Raw genomic sequence first — 22,248 nt, forward strand, 5'->3', positions numbered from 1 at the left:
GTGGGGCGGGCTCACTCGCCGGTCTGGCCGTCGATCCCCTCGCGCAGCAGGTCGGCGTGGCCGGCGTGGCGGCCGTACTCCTCGATCATGTGGGTGAGGATCCACCGCAGCGAGACCGGGTCCCGCCCCTCCCGGATCCGGTGGGCGCGGGCCAGGGCTGCGGCACCGTCGTCGCCGTCCGCCGCGAGCAGGTCCACCACGATCTGCCGGGACCGCTCCACCTGGCCCTGCCAGAGGGCGCGCAGGTCCGCCGCGGAGTCCTGCGCCGCGCTGTGCCAGTCCCAGTCGGGGTCGGCGTCGAAGTCCGCTCCCACCCAGGGCGCCGAGGTGGGCTCGCCGAGGGCGACGGCCTCGAACCACCAGAACTCGACGAACGCGAGGTGCTTGAGCAGGCCGCCGAGCGTCATCGCGGACGGGTGCCCCGGCAGCCGGCGGTGCAGCGCCGCCGTGTCCAGGTCCGCCGTCTTCCACTCGATCGTGGCGCGCAGGAAGTCGAGGAAGCCCAGCAGGGTGGCAGCCTCGCCCGCGGCGAAGGGCGGCTCGGGGCGGCCCTGGTCGTCGTAGAACACGGTGGTCATGGCGGCCAGGCTACGCCCCACCTCGCGTTTTCGTTCGGGAAACGGCGCGTGCGGGGGCGGGGCGGGGGCGGGGTGGGCGCCCGCGGACCTGGAACGCGTGCGGTCACTTTGAGCCTGAAAAGTGCGCCCATACCGACCGCAGGCGTTCCCGGAACGGGCGGGCCGGCGTCGTGGCCACCCAGGAGGACCCGGAGGAGCTCGTCGGGGTCAGCGAGGACTGGGCGGCGCAGGCGTACGCGGACGCCGCCGCGGTGGGCGGCGATCCTGCTCACCGCGGCGGATCCACCACGAGCCGCACCCGCGGGCTCGCCTGTTCGGCGGCGCCCTCCTGGGTCTCGGCGATCCGGCGCCAGATGCGGTCCGCCGACGGGTCGACCATCAGGTGCCCCATCTGCCGGATGACGGTGCCGAACACGGACGTCGGCATGCTGCGCCGCGGGGCGAAGCCGGACCGGCGCAGGCGCTCGGTCTGTCCCGTGGTCAGGTCCACGAGGCGCTCCAGCAGGGACTCGGTCTCCCCGCCGGCCTCCAGCAGCGAGCGGCGCACGTAGGCCCCCACCACCGGGTGGTCGGCCAGCAGGTCAGCGAACGCCGCGTCGCGGGCGGCGGACACCTCCTGTGGGGTGCCCACGAGCGGGACCTCGTCGAGGGTCGTGGCGATCAGGCGCAGCACGTCGTCATCGACGGCGCGGGTCAGCCCCGCCTTGCTGCCGAAGTGGTGCCGCACCAGCCCGGGGGCGACGCCGGCCCGTTGCGCTATCTCGCGGACGCTGGCCATCTCGACCCCCCGCTCGGCATACAGCTCGAGGGCCGCCAGGCGCAGGCGCGCGGGGGAGGAGAGATCGTCCTGGTCGAAGGGCAGGGGGGTGTTCATCGGGTCCTCGGGGCTGGGTCGGCGGATGGGATGGCCCGTGGTCGGGAGACGAGGATGCGGGGGCTCGCTGAACCCTACGGCAGGGATCGAAACGCCCCCCCACACCCTTCTTGCACGCTAGTGCAACATCGTGCTTGAGTGTGCAACACACGCCCAGTGAGGCATGTCACAGATGACTGCCGCCCGCCTCCGCGACCACCACACCTCCCAGGGGGACCCATGCAGACCACCGACACCGTCCTCGGCACCCCGTCCACCATGGGCGACGACGAGCAGCTCACCACCACTCGCCTCCTGCGGGACGCCGCCCGGACCTTCGGGGATCAGCAGATCATCCACACCCGCGGCGGCGGCTCCCCGTGGCAGACCACCACCTACGCGGCCGTGTGGGAGCGGGTGCGCCGCATGGCCGCGGCCCTGCATGCCGAGGGCGTCGGGCCGGGGGACCGGGTCGGCCTGCTGCTGTGGAACGACGTCCGCCACCTCGAGTCCTACTTCTCCGTCCCGCTGCTGGGCGCGACCATGGTGCAGCTCAACCTGCGCCTGGCGCCCACGGACCTGGCCTACGTGATCACCCACGCGCAGGTGGGGACGATCGTCGTGGACGAGACCCTCCTGGAGCTCGCCGCCGCGCTCGAACCGCACCTGCCCGGGGGCATCCGCTGGATCGTGGCCGGCGACGGCGAGCTCCCCGCCGACTGGGCCGGTCGCGGCGACGTCCTCTCCTACGAGGCCCTCCTCGACGGGCAGGAGCCGCTCGAGACAGCGGACCTGCCGAACGTGAGTGAGCGCTCCGCCTCCGGCGCCTGCTACACCACGGGCACCACCGGCCGTCCCAAGGGCGTCTTCTACTCGCACCGGGCCACCTGGCTGCACGCGCACGCCGTGGTGTCCACCCTGGGCATGACCATGGCGGACACCGCCCTGCTGCTGACCCCCATGTTCCACGCGCAGTGCTGGGGCCTGCCGTTCGCCGCCGTCGCCGTGGGCGCGCGCCTGGTGCTGCCGGGCCGGTTCAACCTCACGGACACCCCGTGGCTGACCTCCACCCTCGTGGACCACGGCGTCACCGTGGCCCCGGCCGCGCCCGCGATCCTCATGCCGATGCTCCACCACCTCCGCACCCTCGAGACGCCCCCACGGATGGACGGCGTGCGCCTGCTGTGCGGCGCGACCGAGCCCCCCGTGGCCATGATGCGCGGCTTCGACGAGCTCACCGGCGCGGAGGTCATCCACGCCTACGGGGCCACGGAGACCTCGCCCATCGTCTCCCTCAACCGCATGAAGCCGAGCCTCATGGACACCCTCTCCGAGGATGAGCGGTGGAACCTCAAGCGGTTCCAGGGCCTCGTCGTCGTCGGGGTGGACGTGAAGATCACCGACCCCCTGGGCGAGCTGCTGCCGCCCGGCGAGGAGAACGTGGGCGAGATCCGCCTGCGCGGGCCCTGGGTGACCACCTCCTACGCCGACAACGCCGAGGCCACCGAGGCCGGCTTCGACGACGAGGGCTACTGGCGCTCCGGGGACCTGGGCTACCTCTCCCCGGAGGGCTACCTCAAGGTCACCGACCGCCTGAAGGACGTGGTCAAGTCCGGTGGCGAGTGGATCTCCTCGATCGACCTGGAGAACCACATCATGACCGTCCCCGGGGTCCGCGACGCCGCCGTCATCGGCGTCCCCCACCCCCAGTGGGAGGAGCGTCCTCTGGCCCTCGTGGTGCGGGACGAGGACTCCGACGTCGACCAGGACGCCGTCCTCGCCGCACTCGCCGAGCGCTTCGCCACCTGGCAGCTGCCGGACGAGGTCCGCTTCGTGACGGAGATCGACCGGACCGGCGTCGGGAAGGTCAACAAGCGCAAGCTGCGCGCCGACTACGCCGACGCCCTCACCTCCGGCCGCTGACCGGCCCGCCACCTCCCCAGACCCACCCCGACCCCAGGAGACCCCGTGACCCAGGACGCCTTCCTCTACGACGCCCTCCGCACGCCGCGCGGTGCCGGCAAGCCCTCCGGCTCCCTCCACGAGGTCAAGCCGATCGACCTCGTCGTCGGCCTGACCCACGCGCTGCGCGACCGCCATGAGGGGCTCGACCCCGCCGACATCGAGGACATGATCCTCGGCTGCGTCAGCCCGGTGGGCGACCAGGGCGCGGTCCTGCCCCGGGTGGCCGCCCTCAAGGCGGGCCTGCCGCAGACCGTGGCCGGCGTGCAGCTGAACCGGTTCTGCGCCTCCGGACTCGAGGCCGTGAACCAGGCCGCCGCCCGCATCCGCTCCGGCTGGGAGTCCCTGCTCGTGGCCGGCGGCGTGGAGTCCATGTCCCGCGTGCCCATGGGCTCCGACGGTGGCGCGTGGGCCATGGACCCGGCCACCTCCCTGGCCACCGACTTCGTCCCGCAGGGCGTCTCCGCGGACCTGATCGCCACCCGTGAGGGATTCAGCCGCGCAGAGCTGGACCGTTTCGCCGCGCAGAGCCACCGCCGTGCTGCGGCGGCGTGGCAGGAGGGCCGGTTCGCCCGCTCCGTGGTCCCGGTGACGGACATGAACGGGATGACCGTGCTGGACCGGGACGAGACCATCCGCCCCGACTCGACCGTGGAGACCCTGGCCAAACTCAAGCCCTCCTTCGAAGCGCTGGGCCGGGAGGCGGGCTTCGACGCCGTGGCGCTGGAGAAGTACAGCTCGCTGGCGGGGATCGAGCACCGGCACCACCCCGGCAACTCCTCGGGCATCGTCGACGGCGCCGCGCTGACGCTGATCGGCTCCGAGGAGGCCGGCCGGCGGGCCGGGATGAGCCCGCGGGCCCGGATCGTCTCCGCCGCCGTCGTCGGCTCCGAGCCCACCATCATGCTCACCGGCCCCACCCCGGCGTGCCGCAAGGCCCTCGAGGTGGCCGGCATGACCGCCGCGGACATCGACCTCGTGGAGATCAACGAGGCGTTCGCGGCCGTGCCGCTGCTGCTGATGAAGGAGATGGGCTGGACCGAGGAGCAGACCAACGTCAACGGCGGCGCGATCGCCATGGGCCACCCCCTGGGGGCCACCGGCGCCATGATCCTCGGCACCCTCGTGGACGAACTCGAGCGGCGCGACCTGCGGACCGGCATCGCCACGCTCTGCATCGGCGCCGGCATGGGCGTCGCCACGATCGTCGAGCGCGTCTGAGCGCCCCACCCACCCGACCGACCAGCACGGCAGGAAGAGCACCGGCATGAGTGAGCACATGATCACCTGGGACCAGGACGCCGACGGCGTCGTCACGCTGACCATGGACGACCCGCAGGCGCGGGTCAACACGATGAACGAGCGGTACCAGGACGCGATGGACGCCGTCGTGGACCGCCTGGAGGCGGAGCGGGACACGGTGACCGGCGTCGTCCTGACCAGCGCGAAGAAGACCTTCTTCGCCGGCGGCGACCTGGACTCCCTGGCCCAGGCCGGCCCCGAGGATGTGGAGTCCGTGTTCGCGCTGACGCAGCGGGTCAAGGGCCAGCTGCGCCGCCTCGAGACCCTCGGCCGCCCCGTGGTCGCCGCGATCAACGGCACGGCGCTCGGCGGCGGTCTGGAGATCGCCCTGGCCTGCCACCGGCGCATCGCCGTGGACGACCCGGGGCTGAAGGTCGGCCTCCCGGAGGTCACCCTGGGCCTGCTGCCCGGAGGCGGCGGCATCACCCGCCTGGTGCGCATGGTGGGCGTGGAGCGCGCCCTGATGGAGTGGCTGCTGCAGGGCACCGCCCGCGACGCCCGGGCCGCGATGGAGAAGGGGATCATCGACGAGGTCGTGACCGACCCCGCGGACCTGGTGCCCGCCGCCAAGCGCTGGATCCTGGAGCACCGCGACGACGCCGACGCCGCCGCGAAGCCCTGGGACGTCAAGGGCTTCAGGATCCCCGGCGGCACCCCCGCCCAGGCCTCCTTCGCCTCCCGCCTGCCCGCGTTCGCCGCCACCCTGCGCCGGCAGCTCCACGGCGCGGACCTGCCCGCCCCGAAGGCGATCCTCAGCGCCGCGGTGGAGGGCTCGCAGGTGGACTTTGACACCGCCTCGCGCATCGAGACCCGGTACTTCGTGTCCCTCGTGACGGGCCACACCTCCTCCGCCATGATCCAGGCGTTCCACTCGGACATGCAGGCGGTGCGCTCCGGCGCGGCCCTGGGCGGTCCCTCCCGCGAGCGCAGCACGATCACCACGGCGGCGGTGCTGGGCGCCGGGATGATGGGCGTGGGCATCGCCCACGCGCTCGCGCTCAACGGCATGGACGTGATGCTCAAGGACGTCAGCCTGGAGGCCGCCGAGCGCGGCCGTGAGCGGGTGGGTGCCCTCCTCGAGGGGCGCGTGGCGAAGGGGCGCATGAGCCGTGAGGACGCCGACGCCGTCCTGGCCCGCGTGCAGCCCACCGAGGACTATCAGGACCTCGCGCACGTGGACGCGGTGATCGAGGCCGTGTTCGAGGACGTCGATCTCAAGGACTCGGTGTTCGCCGAGGTGGAGAAGGTGGTCGGCCCGGACACCCTGCTGTGCAGCAACACCTCCACGCTGCCGATCACCCTGCTGCAGGGCCCGCGGGAGCGCTCCCAGGACTTCATCGGCCTGCACTTCTTCTCCCCGGTGGACCGGATGAAGCTCGTGGAGATCATCCGTGGTGAGCAGACCTCCCCGCGCACGGTGGAGCGCGCCTACGACCTGGTGCAGCAGATCCGCAAGCTGCCCATCCTGGTCAACGACGGGCGCGGCTTCTACACCTCCCGCGTCTACGGCACGCTCGTGCTCGAGGCCGCGGCCCTCGTGGAGGAGGGCGTGGACGCGCAGCGGATCGAGCGGGCGGCCCGCCACGCCGGCTTCCCGGCCTCCCCGCTGGCCATGATGGACGAGGTCTCCCTGACCCTGATCCAGCACATCCGCCGCGAGGAGGAGAAGGCCGTCGCCGAGGCCGGCGGTGAGCGTCCGGTGCGTCCGGGCGAGCGCGTGGTGGAGCGCATGGTGGACGAGTTCGGCCGCCCGGGCCGCGCGCAGGGCGCCGGCTTCTACGAGTACCCGGTGGAGGGCCCCAAGCACCTGTGGCCGGGCCTGGCCGAGCACTTCGCCACCGGGGCGGACGTGCCCGAGCAGGACCTGCAGGACCGCCTGCTGTACCGCATGGCCATCGAGACAGCCCGCTGCTTCGACGACGGCGTCCTCACCGACGCCCCCTCGGCGAACCTCGGCGGCGTGTTCGGCATCGGCTTCCCGCCGCACACCGGTGGGCCCGTGACGTTCATGACGCACCGCGAGGGCGGACCGGCCGCGTTCGTGGCCCGCGCCGACGAGCTGGCCGACCGCTACGGCGAGCGGTTCCGTCCCGGCGACACCCTCCGGCAGCTGGCCGAGCGAGGCGAGGGGCCGGGCCGATGAGCGCCGCACCGCTGGCCGGGGTGCGCGTGGTGACCATCGCGCTGAACCTACCCGGGCCCGTCGCCGCGGCCCGCCTGCAGGAGCTGGGCGCCGACGTCGTCACGGTGCTCCCGCCCAGCGGGGACCCCGTGGCCACCCTGGTGCCGGCCCTCTACGAGGAGCTGCACCGCGGGCAGTCGGTGCGCACGGTGGACATGAAGTCCCAGGCCGGGGCCGCCGAGATGGAGCAGATCCTGGCCGAGGCTGACGTGTTCCTCACCTCCCACCGCTCCGGGGCGCTGCGCCGGCTGGGCCTGGACGCCGACGCCGTCCGCGCCCGCCACCGGCGGATCTGCCAGGTGGACATCACCGGATACGCCGGGGACCGCACGGACGTGCCGGGCCACGACATCAACTACCAGGCCGCGGCGGGCCTGCTGGCGCCGGGGGCTCCGCCGCGGATCCTCGCGGCGGATCTGCACGGTGCCGAGCGGGCCGTCTCCACCGCGCTGGCCCTGCTGTGGGCCCGCGGCGCGGACGGGGACGGCGGGCACGCCACGGTGGCGCTCGCCGAGGCCGCGCACGCCCTGGCCCTGCCCAACCGGCACCGCATGACGGACCCGCGCAGCCCCCTGGGCGGGGCCCTGCCCCACTACGGGGTGTATCCGGCGGCCGAGGGCCACGTGGCCGTCGGGGCGCTCGAGCCGCACTTCGCGGCCGCGCTCGTCGAGGGCCTCGGGCTGGACGCGGACGGGGACGTCCGCGCGCAGCTCACCGAGGCCCTCTCCCGGCACGACGCCGCCCACTGGCAGGCATGGGGGGAGAAGCGGGGCATCCCGCTCACCGCCCTGGTCAGCCCCACCGCCTGACCCCCACGACTCAGCACCACCCACGAACGACCCCGAGGAGCACCCCCATGACCACCAAGGATTCCCGCACCCGCTCGCTGATCGACGTCGACGTCCTCGAGTACCACCGCCTCCTGACGCCCGAGCAGCAGGAGAAGCTCGGGGAGATCCGCGCCGCCCTGGCGGAGATCGTGACCCCGCACGTGGCGGAGGCCTGGAGTCGGGACGAGTTCCCGCACGAGATCGCCCGCCGCGTCGGGGAGCTGGGCTACAACCACATCAGCGGCATGACCGAGGACCCGCTGTTCCGCGGGCACCTGATGGCCGAGCTGGCCCGCGCGGACATCTCCCTCAGCGTGTACTTCGCCCTGCACAACGACCTCGTCGGGGCCACCCTGGAGGCCCTGGGCTCGGAGGAGCAGAAGCAGACGTGGCTGCCGGGCCTGTACGCGATGGAGTACACCGGCTGCTTCGCGCTGACCGAGCCGGAGCACGGCTCCGACGTCGCCGGCGGCATGGCCACCACGGCCCGCCGAGAGGGGGACGAGTGGGTGATCAACGGGGCCAAGCGGTGGATCGGCAACGGCACCATGTCCCGCATCGCGATCGTGTGGGCCCGGGACGAGGAGGACGACCAGGTCAAGGGCTTCATCGTGGAGACCGACACCCCCGGCTACGAGGCCACCAAGATCGAGCACAAGACCGCGGTGAAGATCGTCCAGAACGCGGACATCACCTTCACGGACGTGCGCATCCCGGCGGAGAACAAGCTGGAGAAGGCCAACACCTTCGCGGACACCAACGTGATCCTGCTGGGCTCCCGCAACGGCCTGGGCTGGCAGGCCGTGGGCGCGCAGCAGGGCATCCTCGACGCCGCCCGCCGCTACGCGCTGGAGCGCACCCAGTTCGGCCGCCCGATCGCCGGGCATCAGCTGGTGCAGTCCCTGCTCGTGCAGATCGCGGCCAACCTGGCGGCCACCCTGGGCATGGCGCACCGGGCGGTGCAGCTCGAGGCCGCCGGCGAGGTGTCCATGACGCAGGCCTCCCTGGTGAAGCTGAAGACCTCCCAGATGTGCCGCGAGTCGGCCGCGCTGGGCCGGCAGATGATGGGCGGCAACGGCATCCTCGCCGACGTCGGGCTCGGTCGGTTCTTCTGCGACGTCGAGGCGATCTTCACGTACGAGGGCACCTACGAGGTGAACTCGCTGATCGTGGGCCGCGGCCTCACCGGACACTCCGCCTTCCTCTGACCCCCCTCCGACAACCGCCCCACCAGATCAGGAGCCACCGTGACAACCTCCGAGACCACCTCCGAGACCACCTCCGAGACCCCCGACACCTCCGCGACCACCCACGGCCGGCCCACCGAGCGCCGGGGTCATGTGGCCGAGCTGCTCTCGGCCACCGTGGCCCGGCAGCCGGATGCCGTGGCCCTGCGGATCGGTGAGGCCCGCATGACCTACCGCGAACTGGACCAGGTCACGGCCGCGACGGCCGGCTGGCTGCGCCACCGCGGGGTGGGCCCGGGGGACCGGGTGGCCGTGATGCTGCCCAACGTCCCGGCCTTCGTGGCGGTCTACGAGGCGCTCATGCGTCTGGGCGCGGTGGTGGTGCCGCTCAACCCGCTGTTCACCGCCCGTGAGCTGGAGTACTTCCTCGAGGACTCCGGGGCGCGCATGCTCTGGGCCATGCCCGGGCTGCCGGCCGTGGACGAGGTGGCCGGGAACGTCGACGTCGAGGTGGTCACCCTGGACCTCGAAGCGGTCGGGCGGGAGTGCGCCGCCGAGGGCATCGCCCCGGTCACGGAGATCACCCCGCGGGACCCCGACGACGACGCAGTCCTGCTCTACACCTCGGGCACCACGGGGCGACCCAAGGGTGCCCGGCTGACGCACACGAACCTGCGTTCCAACGCCATGGCGACGGCGACCGGTCTGGGCCGGCTCGGCCCGGACGACGTCGTGTTCGCGGCGCTGCCGATGTTCCACGTGTTCGGGCTCTCGGTGGTGCTCAACGGCGCGGTGTTCGCCGGGTCCACCCTGTCCCTGATGCCGCGCTTCGTGCCGGAGGCCGCCTACGACCAGCTGCAGGACCACGGCATCACGTTCCTGCCCGGCGTGCCCACCATGCACGGGGCGTTCCTCTCCGTGGCCCGGACCCGTCGTGAGGCCGGGGCCGAGCCGGCGGACTTCTCGAGGCTGCGCATGCCCCTCTCCGGCGGTGCGAGCCTGCCGGTGGAGACGCTACGCGCGGCGGAGAAGCTGTTCGGCGTGCCCGTGTTGGAGGGCTACGGACTGTCCGAGAACGCGGGTGCGTGCTTCTTCAACCCCGTGGATGCGCCGACCCGGCCGGGCACCGTGGGCCGGCCGGTGGACGGCTTCGAGTTCCGGATCGTCGCGATGGACGGCACCGAGGTGCCCGAGGAGGACCTCGAGACCTCCGGTGAGCTGCGCATCCGGGGCGAGGGCATCATGGCCGGCTACTGGGGCCGCCCGGAGGACACGGCGGCGGCGTTCGACGAGGACGGCTGGTTCCGCACCGGCGACATCGCCCGCCGGGACGAGGCCGGGTACGTGATGATCGTGGACCGGCTCAAGGACGTGATCATCCGCGGCGGCATGAACGTGTACCCCCGCGAGGTGGAGGAGGTCCTCTACGAGCACCCGGACGTGGTCGAGGCCGCCGTGGTGGGTGTGCCGGACGAGCGGCTGGGCGAGGAGATCGCCGCCTTCGTCTCGCTGGCCCCGGGCAGCGCCGTCGCGGTGGAGGAGCTCCAGGCGTTCGCGGCCGAGCGGCTGGCCCGCTACAAGCAGCCGCGGGAGGTGACCGTCCTGGACGGGCTGCCGAAGAACGCCACGGGCAAGATCCTGCGCCGCGAGCTGCGTCAGGGGTGAGGGGCGGGGCGGGCGGTCTGGGCGCGGGTGGTCTGGTGTGAGTGAGAGGAACGACGGACAGATGGCCTCTCGCTACGCTCCCGGTATGACTCAGCCCCTCGTCCACCCGCCCAAGGCCCAGCCGGGCGACAGGATCGCCGTCGTCTCGCCGTCGTTCGCGGCTCCCGGCTTCGCGCCCGCGGTGCACGAGCAGGCGATGCGCCGCCTGGCCGAGATGACCGGACTGGAGCCGGTCGAGTACCCCACCACCCGGCAGCTCGGGGCGAGCGCCGAGGACCGGGCGCGGGACCTGAACGCGGCGTTCGCGGACCCCCAGATCCGTGCGGTGATCGCCACGGTGGGCGGGGAGGACCAGATCACCGTGATCGGTCACCTGGACGCGGACGCCGTGCGCGCGGACCCCAAGCCGTTCCTCGGCTACAGCGACAACACCAACCTGCACCAGTGGCTGTGGGCGAACGGCGTGGCGAGCTTCTACGGCGGGTCCACCCAGGTGCACCTGGGGCCGGGACCGGCTGTGGATGAGGTGCACGCCGCGTCCCTGCGGGCCGCCCTGCTGACGGGAGGGCGGCTGGAGATCACGGAGCCGGGGGAGTCCGAGGACCACGGCGTGGACTGGCTGGACCCGCGGGCACTCACCGAGTTCGGGACGCGCGAGCCGGTGCCGGGCCCGCACGACGACGGCGCGCGCGGCGTCGGTGAGGGCGCCTCACCGTGGCGCTGGGCCGGGCCGCGGCGCGCGGTGACCGGCCGGACGTGGGGCGGCTGCCTCGAGGTGCTGCCGTGGGTGATGGCGGCCGGCCGCGGGCCGGCGGACATGGCGGTGCTCGAGGGCGGTGTGCTGCTCATCGAGACCAGCGAGGAGCTGCCGAGCGCCGGCGAGGTGCGGCGGCTGCTGCGGATCCTGGGGGAGCGCGGCGTACTCGGCGCCGTGGACGCCGTGCTGGCGGCCCGCCCGCCGACGAGCTCCTTCGAGGCGCCGCGCAGCCCGGAGGAGCGGGCGCGGCTGCGCGCGGAGCAGGCCGATGTGGTGCTGGAGGAGGTCGGGCGCTACAACCCGGACGCGGTGGTGTGCGTGGGCGTCCCGTTCGGCCACACCCGGCCGCAGTGGGTACTGCCGCACGGCGGCGTGATGACCGTGGACGGCGTGGAGAAGCGGGTGTGGGCGGAGTACTGCTGAGAACAGGCACCGCGACCCAACACCCAGAAAGATGCACATCACAGCCAGGCCCGCGAGCCCGGCGCGCCCCGTGCCCACCATGGGCATGGACCTCAGCTCTGCGCTGGACGGCGTTTCCGTCCTGACCATCACCCTGAACCTGCCCGGCCCAGCGCCGTCGTCGGGCTGCCGACCCGGCACGGCCTGCTCGAGCCCGACACCATCCTCGGCAGCGTGGCCCGGTGCGGCCAAGCCCGATGCGGGGCCGTGCTTGGTACGGTGCGACATAGACGGCGTCCGCGTCTGAGGCGCTCGCGAGCAAGGACCCCCATGAGTGAACCGATAGGGCTGCGTGACGCTGCCATTGAGTGGCTGAAGATGCGTTCGCTCGATGGCCAGGTACCGCTCACCCGGGAGGACATCGGTGACTTCCGGTGGAACGGGGAGCCGTTCCCGCTGATCTCTACGCAGAACGGAATCCGCAAGCCGGCAGGGTTTGATGCCGCGCTTTCCTTTTACACGGTGTATCGCCCAAAGGGTCATGCCCGTCCCTACGAGGATGAAATCGGCGACGACGGCCTCATGCGCTACAAGTGGCAGGGCACGAATCCCCGTCTCCCAGCGAACCAGGGGCTCTTCCGGGCATACGAGCGCGGCCTCCCGCTGATCTGGTTCGTTGGCGTGGGCATGAGTCCGGCACGGTTTCAAGTGGTGGCTCCGGTCTATGTTGTAGGACGCGAGGATGAGCGACACCAAATCGTCTTTGCGCCGATGGAGCCGGAGGATTATTCGCCGGAACTCATGCATGAGTCTGTTCTAGAAGCGTCTCTCAAGCGGTACCTGAGGCGGGAGGTCAAGATCCGCGTTCACCAGCCGCATTTCCGTTCCACCGTGCTGGCCGCCTACGACAACCACTGCGCGGTCTGCAATTTTGCGCATCCGGAATTGCTGGACGCTGCTCACATTGTTCCGGATCGTGAGGTGCATGGTCTGCCGACCGTTGTCAATGGCCTTGCCATGTGCAGGATCCACCACGGTGCTTTCGACAATCACTTCTTGGGCATCACACCTGACTTCACCGTGGAGATCCGACAAGATCTCTTGGACGAGGTAGATGGGCCGATGCTGCGGCACGGACTTCAGGACCTCCACGGGCGAAAACTCATGAAGCTGCCCACGCGGCGGGCTGACCGCCCGTCCCGTGAGAATCTCGCGTGGGCATACGAGCGCTTCCGGGAGGCCACCATCGCCGATGTCGCCTGATGCGGCTCGGCCGTGATGATGGTCCGCGGGCTGTGACGTGCCGGGGATGGGGAGCAACCATTGCGGCGACGAAGATGCGCCGGGGAGAGACCATTTCGGTGACGGCACCCGGGGGCTCGAGCTTGTCCCTATCTCTCGTCAGTGGCCCCAAGGTCTCGCCAACCCCCCCACCCATGCGGGTGAACTGGGTGTTCCATTCCCGAATGCCCCGTTGAGCGAGGAGCACCTCATGACCCCCACGACCTCCACCCCCGCCACGTTCCACGGCAACCGTGTGGACCAGCAGTTCATCGCCGGCCAGTGGCGAGACGGCGCCACCGGGCAGCGCAAGACGGACATCAACCCGTACACGGACGACGTCGTGGCCGAGTTCACCCTGGCCACGGAGGAGGACCTCGACGAGGCCTACCGCGCCGCCGCCGAGGCCCAGAAGGCGTGGGCCGCCACCGGGCCCGGCGAGCGCTCCGCCGTCCTGCGCCGCGCCGCCGCGATCATGGAGGAGTGCCGCGAGGAGATCGCGGACTGGCTTGTGAAGGAGTCCGGCTCCACGCGCATCAAGGCCGCCGCGGAGATCGGCTCGGCCATCGCCATCACGTACGAGGCCGCCACGTTCCCCACCCGCGTGCACGGCACCATCCACCCCTCCAACGTCCCGAACCGCGAGATGCGCGTGTACCGCAAGCCGATCGGCGTCGTCGGCGTGATCTCCCCGTGGAACTTCCCGCTCCACCTGTCCCAGCGCTCGGTGGCCCCCGCGCTGGCGCTGGGCAACGCCGTCGTGCTCAAGCCCGCCTCGGACACCCCGGTGACTGGCGGCACCCTGCTCGCGCGCGTGTTCGAGGAGGCCGGCCTGCCCGCGGGCGTGCTGTCCGTGGTGGTGGGCGCCGGCTCCGAGATCGGCGACGCCTTCGTCAAGCACCCCGCGCCGCGCCTGATCTCCTTCACGGGCTCGACTCCGGTGGGCAAGCAGGTCGGCGCCAACGCCGTCTCGGGGGACACCCTGAAGAAGGTCGCGCTCGAGCTGGGCGGCAACGCGCCGCTCGTGGTGCTGGACGACGCGGACCTCGACGCCGCCGTCGACCAGGCCGTGCAGGGCGGCTACCTCCACTCCGGCCAGATCTGCATGTCCGTGCAGCGCGTGATCGTGGACGAGAAGGTCTACGACGAGTTCCTCCCCAAGTACGAGGCCGCCGTGCGCGGGCTCAAGGTGGGCGACCCCGACGCGGAGGGCGTGCTCGTGGGCCCGGTCATCAACGACACCCAGCTGGAGACGCTCAAGAAGAAGATCGCCAGCGCCGAGGCCGACGGCGCCCGCGCCCTCGTGGGCGGCGAGATCACCGGCCGCGTGGTGCCCCCCTTCATCTGGGTGGACGCGACGCCGGACATGGAGATCACCCGCGAGGAGATCTTCGGGCCCATGACCGTGGTGCTCCAGGCACGCGACGAGCAGCACGCGCTGGAGCTGGCCAACGACCACGAGTTCGGGCTGTCCTCCTCCGTGTTCACCCAGGACCTGGACCGCGGCCTGCGCTTCGCGGAGGGCACCGAGGCCGGCATGACCTACATCAATCAGATGAGCGTCCAGGACGAGGCCCACGTGGCCTTCGGCGGCGCACGGAACTCGGGGCTCGGGCGCTTCAACGGCGAGTGGGCCATCGAGGAGTTCACGACCGACCACACGATCGGCGTGACGCGCCTGGGCTGACCCAGACCGGCTACGCGACGCCCCCCTGCTGAGTGACGAGCCCTGCGATATGGCCCCTAAAACCCGCTGATAGGGGCCATATCGCAGGGCTCGTTCCCGGGTGCCGCGGGTGCGAGGTGAGGCGAGCGGAGCACCTCTCCTGCACAGGTGCGGAAACCTCAGCCGTGGTCCCCAGATCCCGCTCCGCGCGCCCCGATCGCCCACGCGGAGCACCAGCCTGGTCGCATGCCGCGACCCCTCGCTCCTCTCGCCACGTCGCTTCCTACGATTTTGACCGTCCCGGAGGGACGAGAGGCCGGCCTGAGCCGCGCCCGGCTCCGCGCACCGGACCTGGTCGCGATCGGCCACGGCCTGCGCATGAGCCGGGATGTCGAGGCCACGTGGACGGACTATCTGCGCGCCGTCCAGTCGCTGAACCCCTCGGGGGTGTTCTCCCACGCCACGGCCGCGCGGATCTGGGGGATGTGGATCCCGGGCCGGCTGCTCGAGGATCCGCGGGTCCATCTCGCGAAGGAGCGCGGCCACGGAGGACGGACGAGTCGGTCGGGCCTGGTCATGCACCAGCTCCAGCCGGACGCACCCGTGATCGAGTACCGGGGTCTGCGTCTGACCGCCCCCGCCTGGACTTGGGTGGACCTCGCCCATCACCTCTCTGTCGAGGACCTCGTGGTCGCTGGGGACAGCCTGCTGCCGTCACCGCACGGGGCGGAGGCGCGCCGTCTCGGTCACCTGCCTCCCCGGGCCACCACGGTGGAGCAGATGCGGCGTCTCGCGCACGCACGGAAGAACGTCCGCGGCATCGTGCGGGCCCGCGCCGTGCTGGACCTGTTGCGCACGGGCGCGGATTCTCCGCCGGAGTCGCGGCTACGGCATCGGCTCCACGAGGCGGGATTCCCCGAGCCTCAGGTGAATCCCCCGATCCGCTTGAGCTCCGGGGAGACGGTCCGCGTGGACCTGGCCTGGGAGGAACTGCGGCTGTGCCTCGAGTTCGACGGCGACCAGCACCGTACGGATCGGGCTCAGTGGCAGCGGGACCGGGCGCGCAGGCGTGGCCTCGAAGCCGACGACTGGGCCGTCACCTGGGTCGCGGGCGAGGTCTTCACACGCGGCGGCTGGCCCCGCTTCGTCGGGGATCTGTCCCGTCTCATGCGTCGCCAGGCCACCCGTCGCGGCGCGGTGCTGCCGCCGGGACTACCGGGGGAGTGAGGCGGCGGCGCGCGCCGGCGTCGTGGTCTGCCTTCACGGGACGATGAGCCCTGCGATATGGCCCCTATAACGCCCCGGAAAGGGCCATATCGCAAGGCTCGTCGCAAGAACCGCCCCGCCTCACCGCTTCCGGTACAGCCCCTTCTTCTGGAAGACCGGGTCGCTCGTCACGAGCATGCCCAGGGACCGGAAGATGCCCTCGTCCACGGAGCCGAGGATCGTCGTCGTGTGGACGTCGCACTTCTCCAGGTTGGCCAGCTGGTCGACGGCGGCCCGCGCGTTCTCGTCGGTCGCGGCGGACACGGACAGGGCGATCAGCACCTCATCCGTGTGAAGGCGCGGGTTGGACGAGCCCAGGTGGACGGTCTTGAGGGTCTGGATCGGCTCGATGGCGGCGGGGGAGAGCAGGTGCACGTCGTCGGACAGGCCGGCTAGCACCTTCAGCGCGTTCAGCAGCATGGCCGCCGAGCAGCCCAGCAGCTCCGAGGTCTTGCCGGTCACCAGGGTGCCGTCCGCCAGCTGCACGGCCGCGCCGGGCTCACCGGTGCGCTCGGCCACCAACTGCGCGGCACCCACCACCGGACGGTCCTCCGAGCTCAGGCCCAGCTTGGACATCACCAGGGCCACGCGCTCGGACTCGGTGTCGTCCGCGCCCTCCAGGGCCTCGTTGACTTGAGCCTTGTAGTAGCGCCGGATGATCTCCTGTTTCGCGGCCGCCTGGCACACCTCGTCGTCCACGATCGCCGCGCCGGCCATGTTCACGCCCATGTCCGTGGGGGACTTGTACGGGGTGGTGCCCGTGACCTTCTCCAGCAGCGCGGACAGCAGCGGGAACACCTCGACGTCGCGGTTGTAGCTCGTCACCCGCTCGCCGTACTCGGCCAGGTGGAACGGGTCGATCAGGTTGATGTCGTCCAGGTCCACGGTGGCGGCCTCGTAGGCGGCGTTCACCGGGTGCTCGAGCGGCAGGTTCCAGATGGGGAACGTCTCGAACTTCGCGTAGCCGGCCGGGATGCCCCGCTGCCGATCGTTGTACACCTGGCTCAGGCACGTCGCCAGCTTGCCGGAGCCCGGGCCGGGGGCCGTCACGACGACGAGGTCCCGCGTGGTCTCGGACCACTCGTTGGCACCGAAGCCCTGCTCCGAGACGATCGTGGACATGGCGTGCGGGTAGCCGGGGATCACGCGGTGGCGGGCCACCTTCAGGCCGAGCCGCTCGAGCTTCTCAAGGAACGCCAGCGCACGGTGGTTGGCGTCCTCCAGCTGCGTCACCACCACGTGCTCCACCAGGAACCCGCGCTCCCGGAACACGTCCACGAGGCGCAGGACGTCGTCCTCGTACGTGATGCCCAGGTCCGCGCGGACCTTGTTCCGCTCGAGGTCCTTGGCGTTGAAGCACACCAGGATCTCGGTCTCGTCCTTGATGCGGTCGAGCATCGCGATCTTGTTGTCCGGGGTGAAGCCGGGCAGGACGCGGGAGGCGTGCAGGTCGTCGAACAGCTTGCCGCCCATCTCCAGGTACAGCTTCCCGCCGATCTGGCGGCGGCGTTCCTGGATGTGCTGGGACTGGAGCTCGATGTATTTCGCGCGGTCGAAGCCGATCGGGTGGGTGGCCGCGGCGGCGGCGGTGGCCATGGTGGGGACGCTGTCAGCGGTGCCGGTCATGGACCTCCAGCATAGCCCGTCTCATCGGCCGAGCCGGTGTCCGCCACCCAGTCCGTCTCCGGGTCGTCGTAGGAGCGGGTGCGGCCGGTGCGCAGGTCCGTGACGTCCATGACGCCCGTCTCCGGGTGGTACCGGACCGACTGGTGGGAGGCCTGGTCCACCACCGTGATGGCCTGTGTGTCCGGGTCGAAGTCCGCCACGCGCACCCGGCCCTCGTCCTCCTCGGCGGGGCCGAACACCGGAAGCGGCATGCGCTCCCGCGCGCGGGCCGCGCGTCGGACGGCCCGCGCGTGCGCCTGCTCCGCGAGCCGGCGCAGGCGGTCCAGCTGGTCCCTGTCCTGGCTGACGTCCGCGCCGGGCAGGCGCCACTGGTAGCGGTACGCCAGCATGCGCACCGTGAAGATGAGCAGCGCGATCAGGAAGCCCGTGAACGCGTTCAGGGCGCCGCGCTGCGCCACGAGCTCCGCCACGGCCGCTCCCACCACGGCGGGCATCACGTACACGCCGCGGGGGTCGAAGATGGACGGCACCTCGTTGGCCACGATGTCCCGCAGCACGCCGCCGCCGAGGGCGCCCACGGTGGCCACCACCACCACGGACACCGGGTGCACGCCCATCGCGTGGGCGATCATCACACCGGAGACCGTGAACAGGGCCAGGCCCGCCGCGTCGAACAGCGTGATCGTCAGGTTCAGGCGGTTCGGGTGGATCGCCTTGACGTACACCAGCAGGGACACCAGCACGGGCGGGGCCAGGTAGATCGGGTCCTGCAGCGACGCCGGCAGGCCCCGGTCCAGGACGATGTCCCGGGTGATGCCGCCGCCCAGGCCCGCCAGCAGGGCCAGCGCCACGGAGCCCACCAGGTCGAAGTCTTTGCGTGCGGCCAGCAGGGCGCCGGAGACCGCGAAGAAGAACACCCCCACCAGGTCCAGGGCGGTCAGCAGCCAGGGGACGTCGGCCAGCTCGGCGAACAGCTGCGGCAGGGCCACGGCGGCTCCTTTCCAGGGGGAGGGGTCAGCGGCGGGAGGCGGCGTCGTCGCCCTCGACGGCGCGGTCCATGCCATTCTCCTCGACCTGCGGGGTGGGAGTGGTGGGCTCCTGGCCGCTCTCGCGCGGCGGGTCGTCGGGGCTGCCCTGGTCCCGGACGTCCGGCACGGGCGGGGCGTCGTCCGGGTCCATGCGCTGGCGCTGGGTCTCCCCGGTGATCTCCGCGCCCGGGGCCATCCACTCCCGGCGCAGGGAGACCACGCGCAGCGCCAGGACCACGAGCATCACCGCGAGCATCGTGTAGATGCTCAGCAGCTCGGCCTGGCCCAGCGCGGAGGTGGCGGCGGCGCCGATCAGCGCCGGCACGGCGTACCAGCCGCGCCCGCCGAACACGGCCGGGGGCTCGCCCGCCACCACGTCTCGCAGCAGGCCGCCGCCCACCGCCGTCACGAGCCCGAGCACCGCGGCCGAGACGGGGGAGAGCCCCCCGAGCAGCGCGATCCGGGTGCCGACCACGCAGTACACGGCCAGTCCCACCGCGTCCACGAGCATCACCGCGTGCTTGCCGCGCTCGCCGTCGAGGACCTTGAAGAACACGGCCAGCGACGCCAGCACCGGCAGGATCAGGTACCACGGGTTGCGGAAGGCAGCCGGGACGTCCTGGTTGACGATCAGGTCGCGGATCACGCCGCCGCCGGTGCCCACCATGAGCGCCAGCAGCAGGGAGCCGACGATGTCGTACCCCTTCCGGACGGCCAGGATAGCGCCGGAGATCGCGAAGAAGAACACGCCCACCAGGTCCACCGCCGTGACGATCTGGGTCACGGCCTCGGCCACCTGGCCGGTCTCGTCGACGGCGGAGGGCAGGTCGCGCTGGAGCTCTTCCGGGCTCTTGGGGGACGTGGTCAGCAGCCAGACGGCGACGGAGCAGGTCAGCATGGGGTCACGGTAGCGGGGACGCTCCTGTGGTGTCCCCGCAGCCCGGGCCGGCGCCCGTCATGTCAGGGGAGGCGGGTAGGCGCTCCAGTCGTCGTCCGGAGCCGACGCCGGGCCCCTGTCGGTCAGAGAGCGGATGTAGGCGCCGAGGTAGGGAAGGGCGAAGCGGAGGTACCCGTGTCCGTCCGGTTGCACGTAGCCGCTGTCGATGAGTCGGTTCCGATACTGATTCACATACTGGCTGTAGGAGCCGAGGCGCGCGGTGATGTCGCCGATGCGGGATCGCTCCTCGTCGACAGCCATGGCGCGGAGGAACTCCTGATCCTTGGCGGAGAGGTCGTTGAAGACCTTTGACAGCACGCGGTCCATCACCGCCTGCAGCCCCCGGGCGCGGGCTGCCTCGGCGGCAGACAGGTCGATCCGGGGCTGGTTCGGCCGGTGTCGCCACGCGTAGTCGCCCAGCAGCTGGACGAGGTAGGGGTAGCCCTGGGCCGCGGCGATCAGCATCTCCAGGGCTTCTGCGGTGAACTCCCGGCCGCCGAGGCGTGCCGTCTCCGCGAGGACGTGGCGGGTCTCCTTCGGGGAAAGTCGGTGGAAGTCGGCGGTCCGGGAGCGGCGGAGAAAGGTCGTGTGCTCCTGCCGTACGAGTTCGTCGAGGTCGACCTTGATGCCGGCGAATGCCACGACGATGTCTGCTCCGCGGCTGATGGCATGGGAGATCTCCCGTGCGACGGCGCTGACCTCTCGCAGGCGCGTCTTGCCCGAGGAGACCTCGTCGATCGTGATGAGGATTCCGCGCACCCCGGCATGTTGGGCAACGGTCACCAGATCATTGCGCATGAGTGGACGAGAGGGACGCTCTGTGACCTCCCACGCGGCGGAGAAGTGCCAGAGCCCCAGTTCCTTGAGCTCACGTTTGGTCTGCCGGGGTAGGGAATTCACGACGTCTGGCAACGTGCTCTCCACCAGCCGGCGTTGGAGGCCCGCGCTGGCATCCTCGCTGATCACGAGCCAACCAGCATCTCGGGCGAGGTCTTCGATCCGCTGCAGCATGGAGGTCTTTCCGGCGCCCCTCAGCCCGGACAGGAGGACGGACTGGTTCTCGCCGAAGTCATGGTCTTGGAAAACTCTGCCCATGTCGCGGAGCAGGTCTTCGTGGCCGCCGAACACGAGGGGACGCCGCCCGTACCCCGGCGTGAAGGGGCTGTTCGGCTGGTCTGGGCAGGGCACGGGATCGCGCATGCTCACATCGTATTTGTTTTTTTTGTTCGGCAGACCCGTCAGCGCCCGCCGAACTCGGCGGCCAGGCGCGCCGCGAGGCCCGTGTACCCGGCCGGGGTCAGCTCCAGCAGGCGCGCCTGGGCGCCCTCGGACAGGCCCAGGCCCTGCACGAACTCGCGCATGCGGGCGGCGTCCACGCGGTGGCCGCGGGTCAGCTCCTTGAGGCGCTCGTAGGGGTTGTCCATGCCCGGCACGCCGGCGATCGCTTCGGCGCGCATGACGGTCTGGATCGCCTCGCCGAGGACCTCCCAGTTCGTGTCGAGGTCCTCGGCCAGCACGGGCTCGGCCACCTGGAGCTGGCCCATGCCCTTGGTGACGTTGGTCAGGGCGAGCACCGAGTGGCCGAGGGCCACGCCGATGTTGCGCTGCGACGTCGAGTCCGTGAGGTCGCGCTGCCAGCGGGACTCCACGAGGGTGGCGCCCAGCGAGTCGAGCAGGGCGCAGGAGAGCTCGAGGTTGGCCTCCGCGTTCTCGAAGCGGATCGGGTTCACCTTGTGCGGCATGGTGGAGGAGCCGGTCGCGCCGGCCACGGGGATCTGCGCGAAGTAGCCGATGGAGATGTAGCTCCACACGTCCACGCAGAAGCCGTGGAGGATCCGGTTGAAGCGCGCGACGTCGGCGTACAGCTCCGCCTGCCAGTCGTGGGACTCGATCTGGGTGGTCAGCGGGTTCCAGGTGAGGCCGAGGTGCTCCACGAAGGACCGGGACAGGGCCGGCCAGTCCGCGTCCGGGGCGGCGGCGAGGTGGGCGGCGTAGGTGCCGGTGGCGCCGTTGATCTTGCCCAGGTACTCCTGGCCGGCGATGCGCCGGGTCTGACGGGTCAGACGGTGCACGAACACGGCCATCTCCTTGCCCAGCGTGGTGGGCGTGGCCGGCTGGCCGTGCGTGCGGGAGAGCATGGGGGTCTCGGCGGCCTCGGCGGCCATCGCGGAGACGGTGGCCACGGCGGCGCGGGCGGCCGGCAGCCAGACCTGCTCGACGGCGTCGCGCACGCCCACCGCGTAGGCGAGGTTGTTGATGTCCTCGGAGGTGCACGCGAAGTGCACGAGCGGCTTCAGCCGGCCCAGGCCCAGCCCCTCGAGGCGGTCGGCGATGAAGTACTCGACGGCCTTCACGTCGTGCACCGTGACCTTCTCGGTGGCCGCCAGCTCGGCCACGGACTCCGCGTCGAAGTCCGTGACGATCGCCCGCAGGCCCGCCTGCTGCTCGGCCGTGAGCGGCTCGAGACCCGGCAGCACACGGTGCTCGGCCAGGTGGATGAACCACTCGACCTCCACGTGGATGCGGTTGCGGTTCAACGCCGCCTCGGACAGGTGCTCCACGAGCGGCTCCACCGCCGCACGGTAGCGGCCGTCCAGGGGGCCGAGGGCGATGCCGGCCTCGGCGAGGGAACGGCGGTGGGCGGTGGACGCGGGCGCGGGCTGCGAGGTCATGGCCCCCATTCTGGCAGGCGCCGCGGACGCCCGACGAAGGCGACGACCGGGTCC

Annotated in this window: 17 protein-coding genes; 10 read left to right on the top strand and 7 right to left on the bottom strand. The window is 71.6% G+C overall.

Annotated elements, in window-relative coordinates; genetic code table 11:
• Positions 1-11 precede the first annotated feature (11 nt).
• On the bottom strand, positions 12-578 hold the full coding sequence (locus tag SOY78_RS02300; protein WP_010080071.1) for a DinB family protein: 567 nt from the start codon (positions 576-578) through the stop codon (positions 12-14).
• Positions 579-846: 268 nt separating this feature from the next.
• Entirely contained in the window at positions 847-1,452 is a 606-nt protein-coding gene (locus tag SOY78_RS02305) for a TetR/AcrR family transcriptional regulator (protein WP_324701709.1), read from the bottom strand.
• 219 nt (positions 1,453-1,671) lie between these two features.
• Between SOY78_RS02305 and SOY78_RS02310 the strand changes: the two genes are divergently transcribed.
• From SOY78_RS02310 to SOY78_RS02355, 10 genes are all read left to right on the top strand, one after another.
• Positions 1,672-3,354: a long-chain-fatty-acid--CoA ligase gene (locus SOY78_RS02310; protein ID WP_073117266.1), complete on the top strand. Its 1,683-nt coding sequence runs from the start codon at positions 1,672-1,674 to the stop codon at positions 3,352-3,354.
• A 45-nt stretch (positions 3,355-3,399) separates the two neighbouring features.
• Entirely contained in the window at positions 3,400-4,614 is a 1,215-nt protein-coding gene (locus SOY78_RS02315) for an acetyl-CoA C-acetyltransferase (RefSeq protein WP_141843391.1), read from the top strand.
• A 46-nt stretch (positions 4,615-4,660) separates the two neighbouring features.
• On the top strand, positions 4,661-6,838 hold the full coding sequence (locus SOY78_RS02320) for a 3-hydroxyacyl-CoA dehydrogenase NAD-binding domain-containing protein (RefSeq protein WP_237069494.1): 2,178 nt from the start codon (positions 4,661-4,663) through the stop codon (positions 6,836-6,838).
• On the top strand, positions 6,835-7,686 hold the full coding sequence (locus SOY78_RS02325) for a CoA transferase (RefSeq protein ID WP_237069493.1): 852 nt from the start codon (positions 6,835-6,837) through the stop codon (positions 7,684-7,686). Before SOY78_RS02320 ends, SOY78_RS02325 begins: the two co-directional genes overlap by 4 nt.
• Positions 7,687-7,733: 47 nt before the next feature.
• The gene (locus SOY78_RS02330; protein WP_041104687.1) at positions 7,734-8,915 is read left to right on the top strand and encodes an acyl-CoA dehydrogenase family protein; all 1,182 of its coding nucleotides are present in this window, start codon (positions 7,734-7,736) and stop codon (positions 8,913-8,915) included.
• Positions 8,916-8,954: 39 nt separating this feature from the next.
• Complete coding sequence (locus SOY78_RS02335) at positions 8,955-10,559, top strand: long-chain-fatty-acid--CoA ligase (protein WP_237069492.1); 1,605 nt, start codon at positions 8,955-8,957, stop codon at positions 10,557-10,559.
• 85 nt (positions 10,560-10,644) lie between these two features.
• Entirely contained in the window at positions 10,645-11,739 is a 1,095-nt protein-coding gene (locus SOY78_RS02340) for a S66 family peptidase (protein WP_141843401.1), read from the top strand.
• Positions 11,740-12,048: 309 nt separating this feature from the next.
• Entirely contained in the window at positions 12,049-12,981 is a 933-nt protein-coding gene (locus tag SOY78_RS02345; protein ID WP_061866819.1) for an HNH endonuclease, read from the top strand.
• Positions 12,982-13,210: 229 nt separating this feature from the next.
• On the top strand, positions 13,211-14,686 hold the full coding sequence (locus SOY78_RS02350) for an aldehyde dehydrogenase family protein (protein ID WP_061866820.1): 1,476 nt from the start codon (positions 13,211-13,213) through the stop codon (positions 14,684-14,686).
• Between the two features lie 270 nt (positions 14,687-14,956).
• Positions 14,957-15,892, top strand: a complete 936-nt coding sequence (locus SOY78_RS02355) for a hypothetical protein (RefSeq protein WP_141843403.1) — start codon at positions 14,957-14,959, stop codon at positions 15,890-15,892.
• A gap of 120 nt (positions 15,893-16,012) precedes the next feature.
• Here the strand turns inward: SOY78_RS02355 and SOY78_RS02360 are convergent, their stop codons facing one another.
• The 5 genes from SOY78_RS02360 to purB are packed head-to-tail and all read right to left on the bottom strand — an operon-like array spanning position 16,013 to position 22,194.
• Positions 16,013-17,557 carry a DUF1846 domain-containing protein gene (locus tag SOY78_RS02360; RefSeq protein WP_061866822.1) on the bottom strand — a complete coding sequence of 515 codons (1,545 nt, stop codon included), beginning with the start codon at positions 17,555-17,557 and terminating at the stop codon, positions 16,013-16,015.
• A complete protein-coding gene (locus SOY78_RS02365; RefSeq protein WP_010080076.1) occupies positions 17,554-18,546 on the bottom strand; it encodes a trimeric intracellular cation channel family protein in 993 nt (330 codons plus the stop codon). The genes SOY78_RS02360 and SOY78_RS02365 overlap by 4 nt, the downstream gene beginning before the upstream one ends.
• A gap of 25 nt (positions 18,547-18,571) precedes the next feature.
• The gene (locus tag SOY78_RS02370) at positions 18,572-19,483 is read right to left on the bottom strand and encodes a trimeric intracellular cation channel family protein (RefSeq protein WP_020625000.1); all 912 of its coding nucleotides are present in this window, start codon (positions 19,481-19,483) and stop codon (positions 18,572-18,574) included.
• A 57-nt stretch (positions 19,484-19,540) separates the two neighbouring features.
• On the bottom strand, positions 19,541-20,722 hold the full coding sequence (locus tag SOY78_RS02375; RefSeq protein ID WP_010080078.1) for an ATP-binding protein: 1,182 nt from the start codon (positions 20,720-20,722) through the stop codon (positions 19,541-19,543).
• Positions 20,723-20,760: 38 nt separating this feature from the next.
• Positions 20,761-22,194, bottom strand: a complete 1,434-nt coding sequence (purB, locus tag SOY78_RS02380; RefSeq protein WP_324701710.1) for an adenylosuccinate lyase — start codon at positions 22,192-22,194, stop codon at positions 20,761-20,763.
• Between the last annotated feature and the right edge of the window lie 54 nt (positions 22,195-22,248).

Origin of the sequence: Micrococcus sp. HOU01 (assembly GCF_035609305.1) — a bacterium.
Taxonomy (GTDB): Bacteria; Actinomycetota; Actinomycetes; order Actinomycetales; family Micrococcaceae; genus Micrococcus; species Micrococcus luteus.

What these genes read in the sequence shown, in the direction of transcription:
- SOY78_RS02300 (WP_010080071.1), bottom strand. Translation starts at nt 578, where the DNA reads ATGACCACCGTGTTCTACGACGACCAGGGCCGCCCCGAGCCGCCCTTC.
- SOY78_RS02305 (WP_324701709.1), bottom strand. Translation starts at nt 1,452, where the DNA reads ATGAACACCCCCCTGCCCTTCGACCAGGACGATCTCTCCTCCCCCGCG.
- SOY78_RS02310 (WP_073117266.1), top strand. Translation starts at nt 1,672, where the DNA reads ATGCAGACCACCGACACCGTCCTCGGCACCCCGTCCACCATGGGCGAC.
- SOY78_RS02320 (WP_237069494.1), top strand. Translation starts at nt 4,661, where the DNA reads ATGAGTGAGCACATGATCACCTGGGACCAGGACGCCGACGGCGTCGTC.
- SOY78_RS02325 (WP_237069493.1), top strand. Translation starts at nt 6,835, where the DNA reads ATGAGCGCCGCACCGCTGGCCGGGGTGCGCGTGGTGACCATCGCGCTG.
- SOY78_RS02330 (WP_041104687.1), top strand. Translation starts at nt 7,734, where the DNA reads ATGACCACCAAGGATTCCCGCACCCGCTCGCTGATCGACGTCGACGTC.
- SOY78_RS02340 (WP_141843401.1), top strand. Translation starts at nt 10,645, where the DNA reads ATGACTCAGCCCCTCGTCCACCCGCCCAAGGCCCAGCCGGGCGACAGG.
- SOY78_RS02345 (WP_061866819.1), top strand. Translation starts at nt 12,049, where the DNA reads ATGAGTGAACCGATAGGGCTGCGTGACGCTGCCATTGAGTGGCTGAAG.
- SOY78_RS02350 (WP_061866820.1), top strand. Translation starts at nt 13,211, where the DNA reads ATGACCCCCACGACCTCCACCCCCGCCACGTTCCACGGCAACCGTGTG.
- SOY78_RS02360 (WP_061866822.1), bottom strand. Translation starts at nt 17,557, where the DNA reads ATGACCGGCACCGCTGACAGCGTCCCCACCATGGCCACCGCCGCCGCC.
- SOY78_RS02370 (WP_020625000.1), bottom strand. Translation starts at nt 19,483, where the DNA reads ATGCTGACCTGCTCCGTCGCCGTCTGGCTGCTGACCACGTCCCCCAAG.
- SOY78_RS02375 (WP_010080078.1), bottom strand. Translation starts at nt 20,722, where the DNA reads ATGCGCGATCCCGTGCCCTGCCCAGACCAGCCGAACAGCCCCTTCACG.
- purB (WP_324701710.1), bottom strand. Translation starts at nt 22,194, where the DNA reads ATGACCTCGCAGCCCGCGCCCGCGTCCACCGCCCACCGCCGTTCCCTC.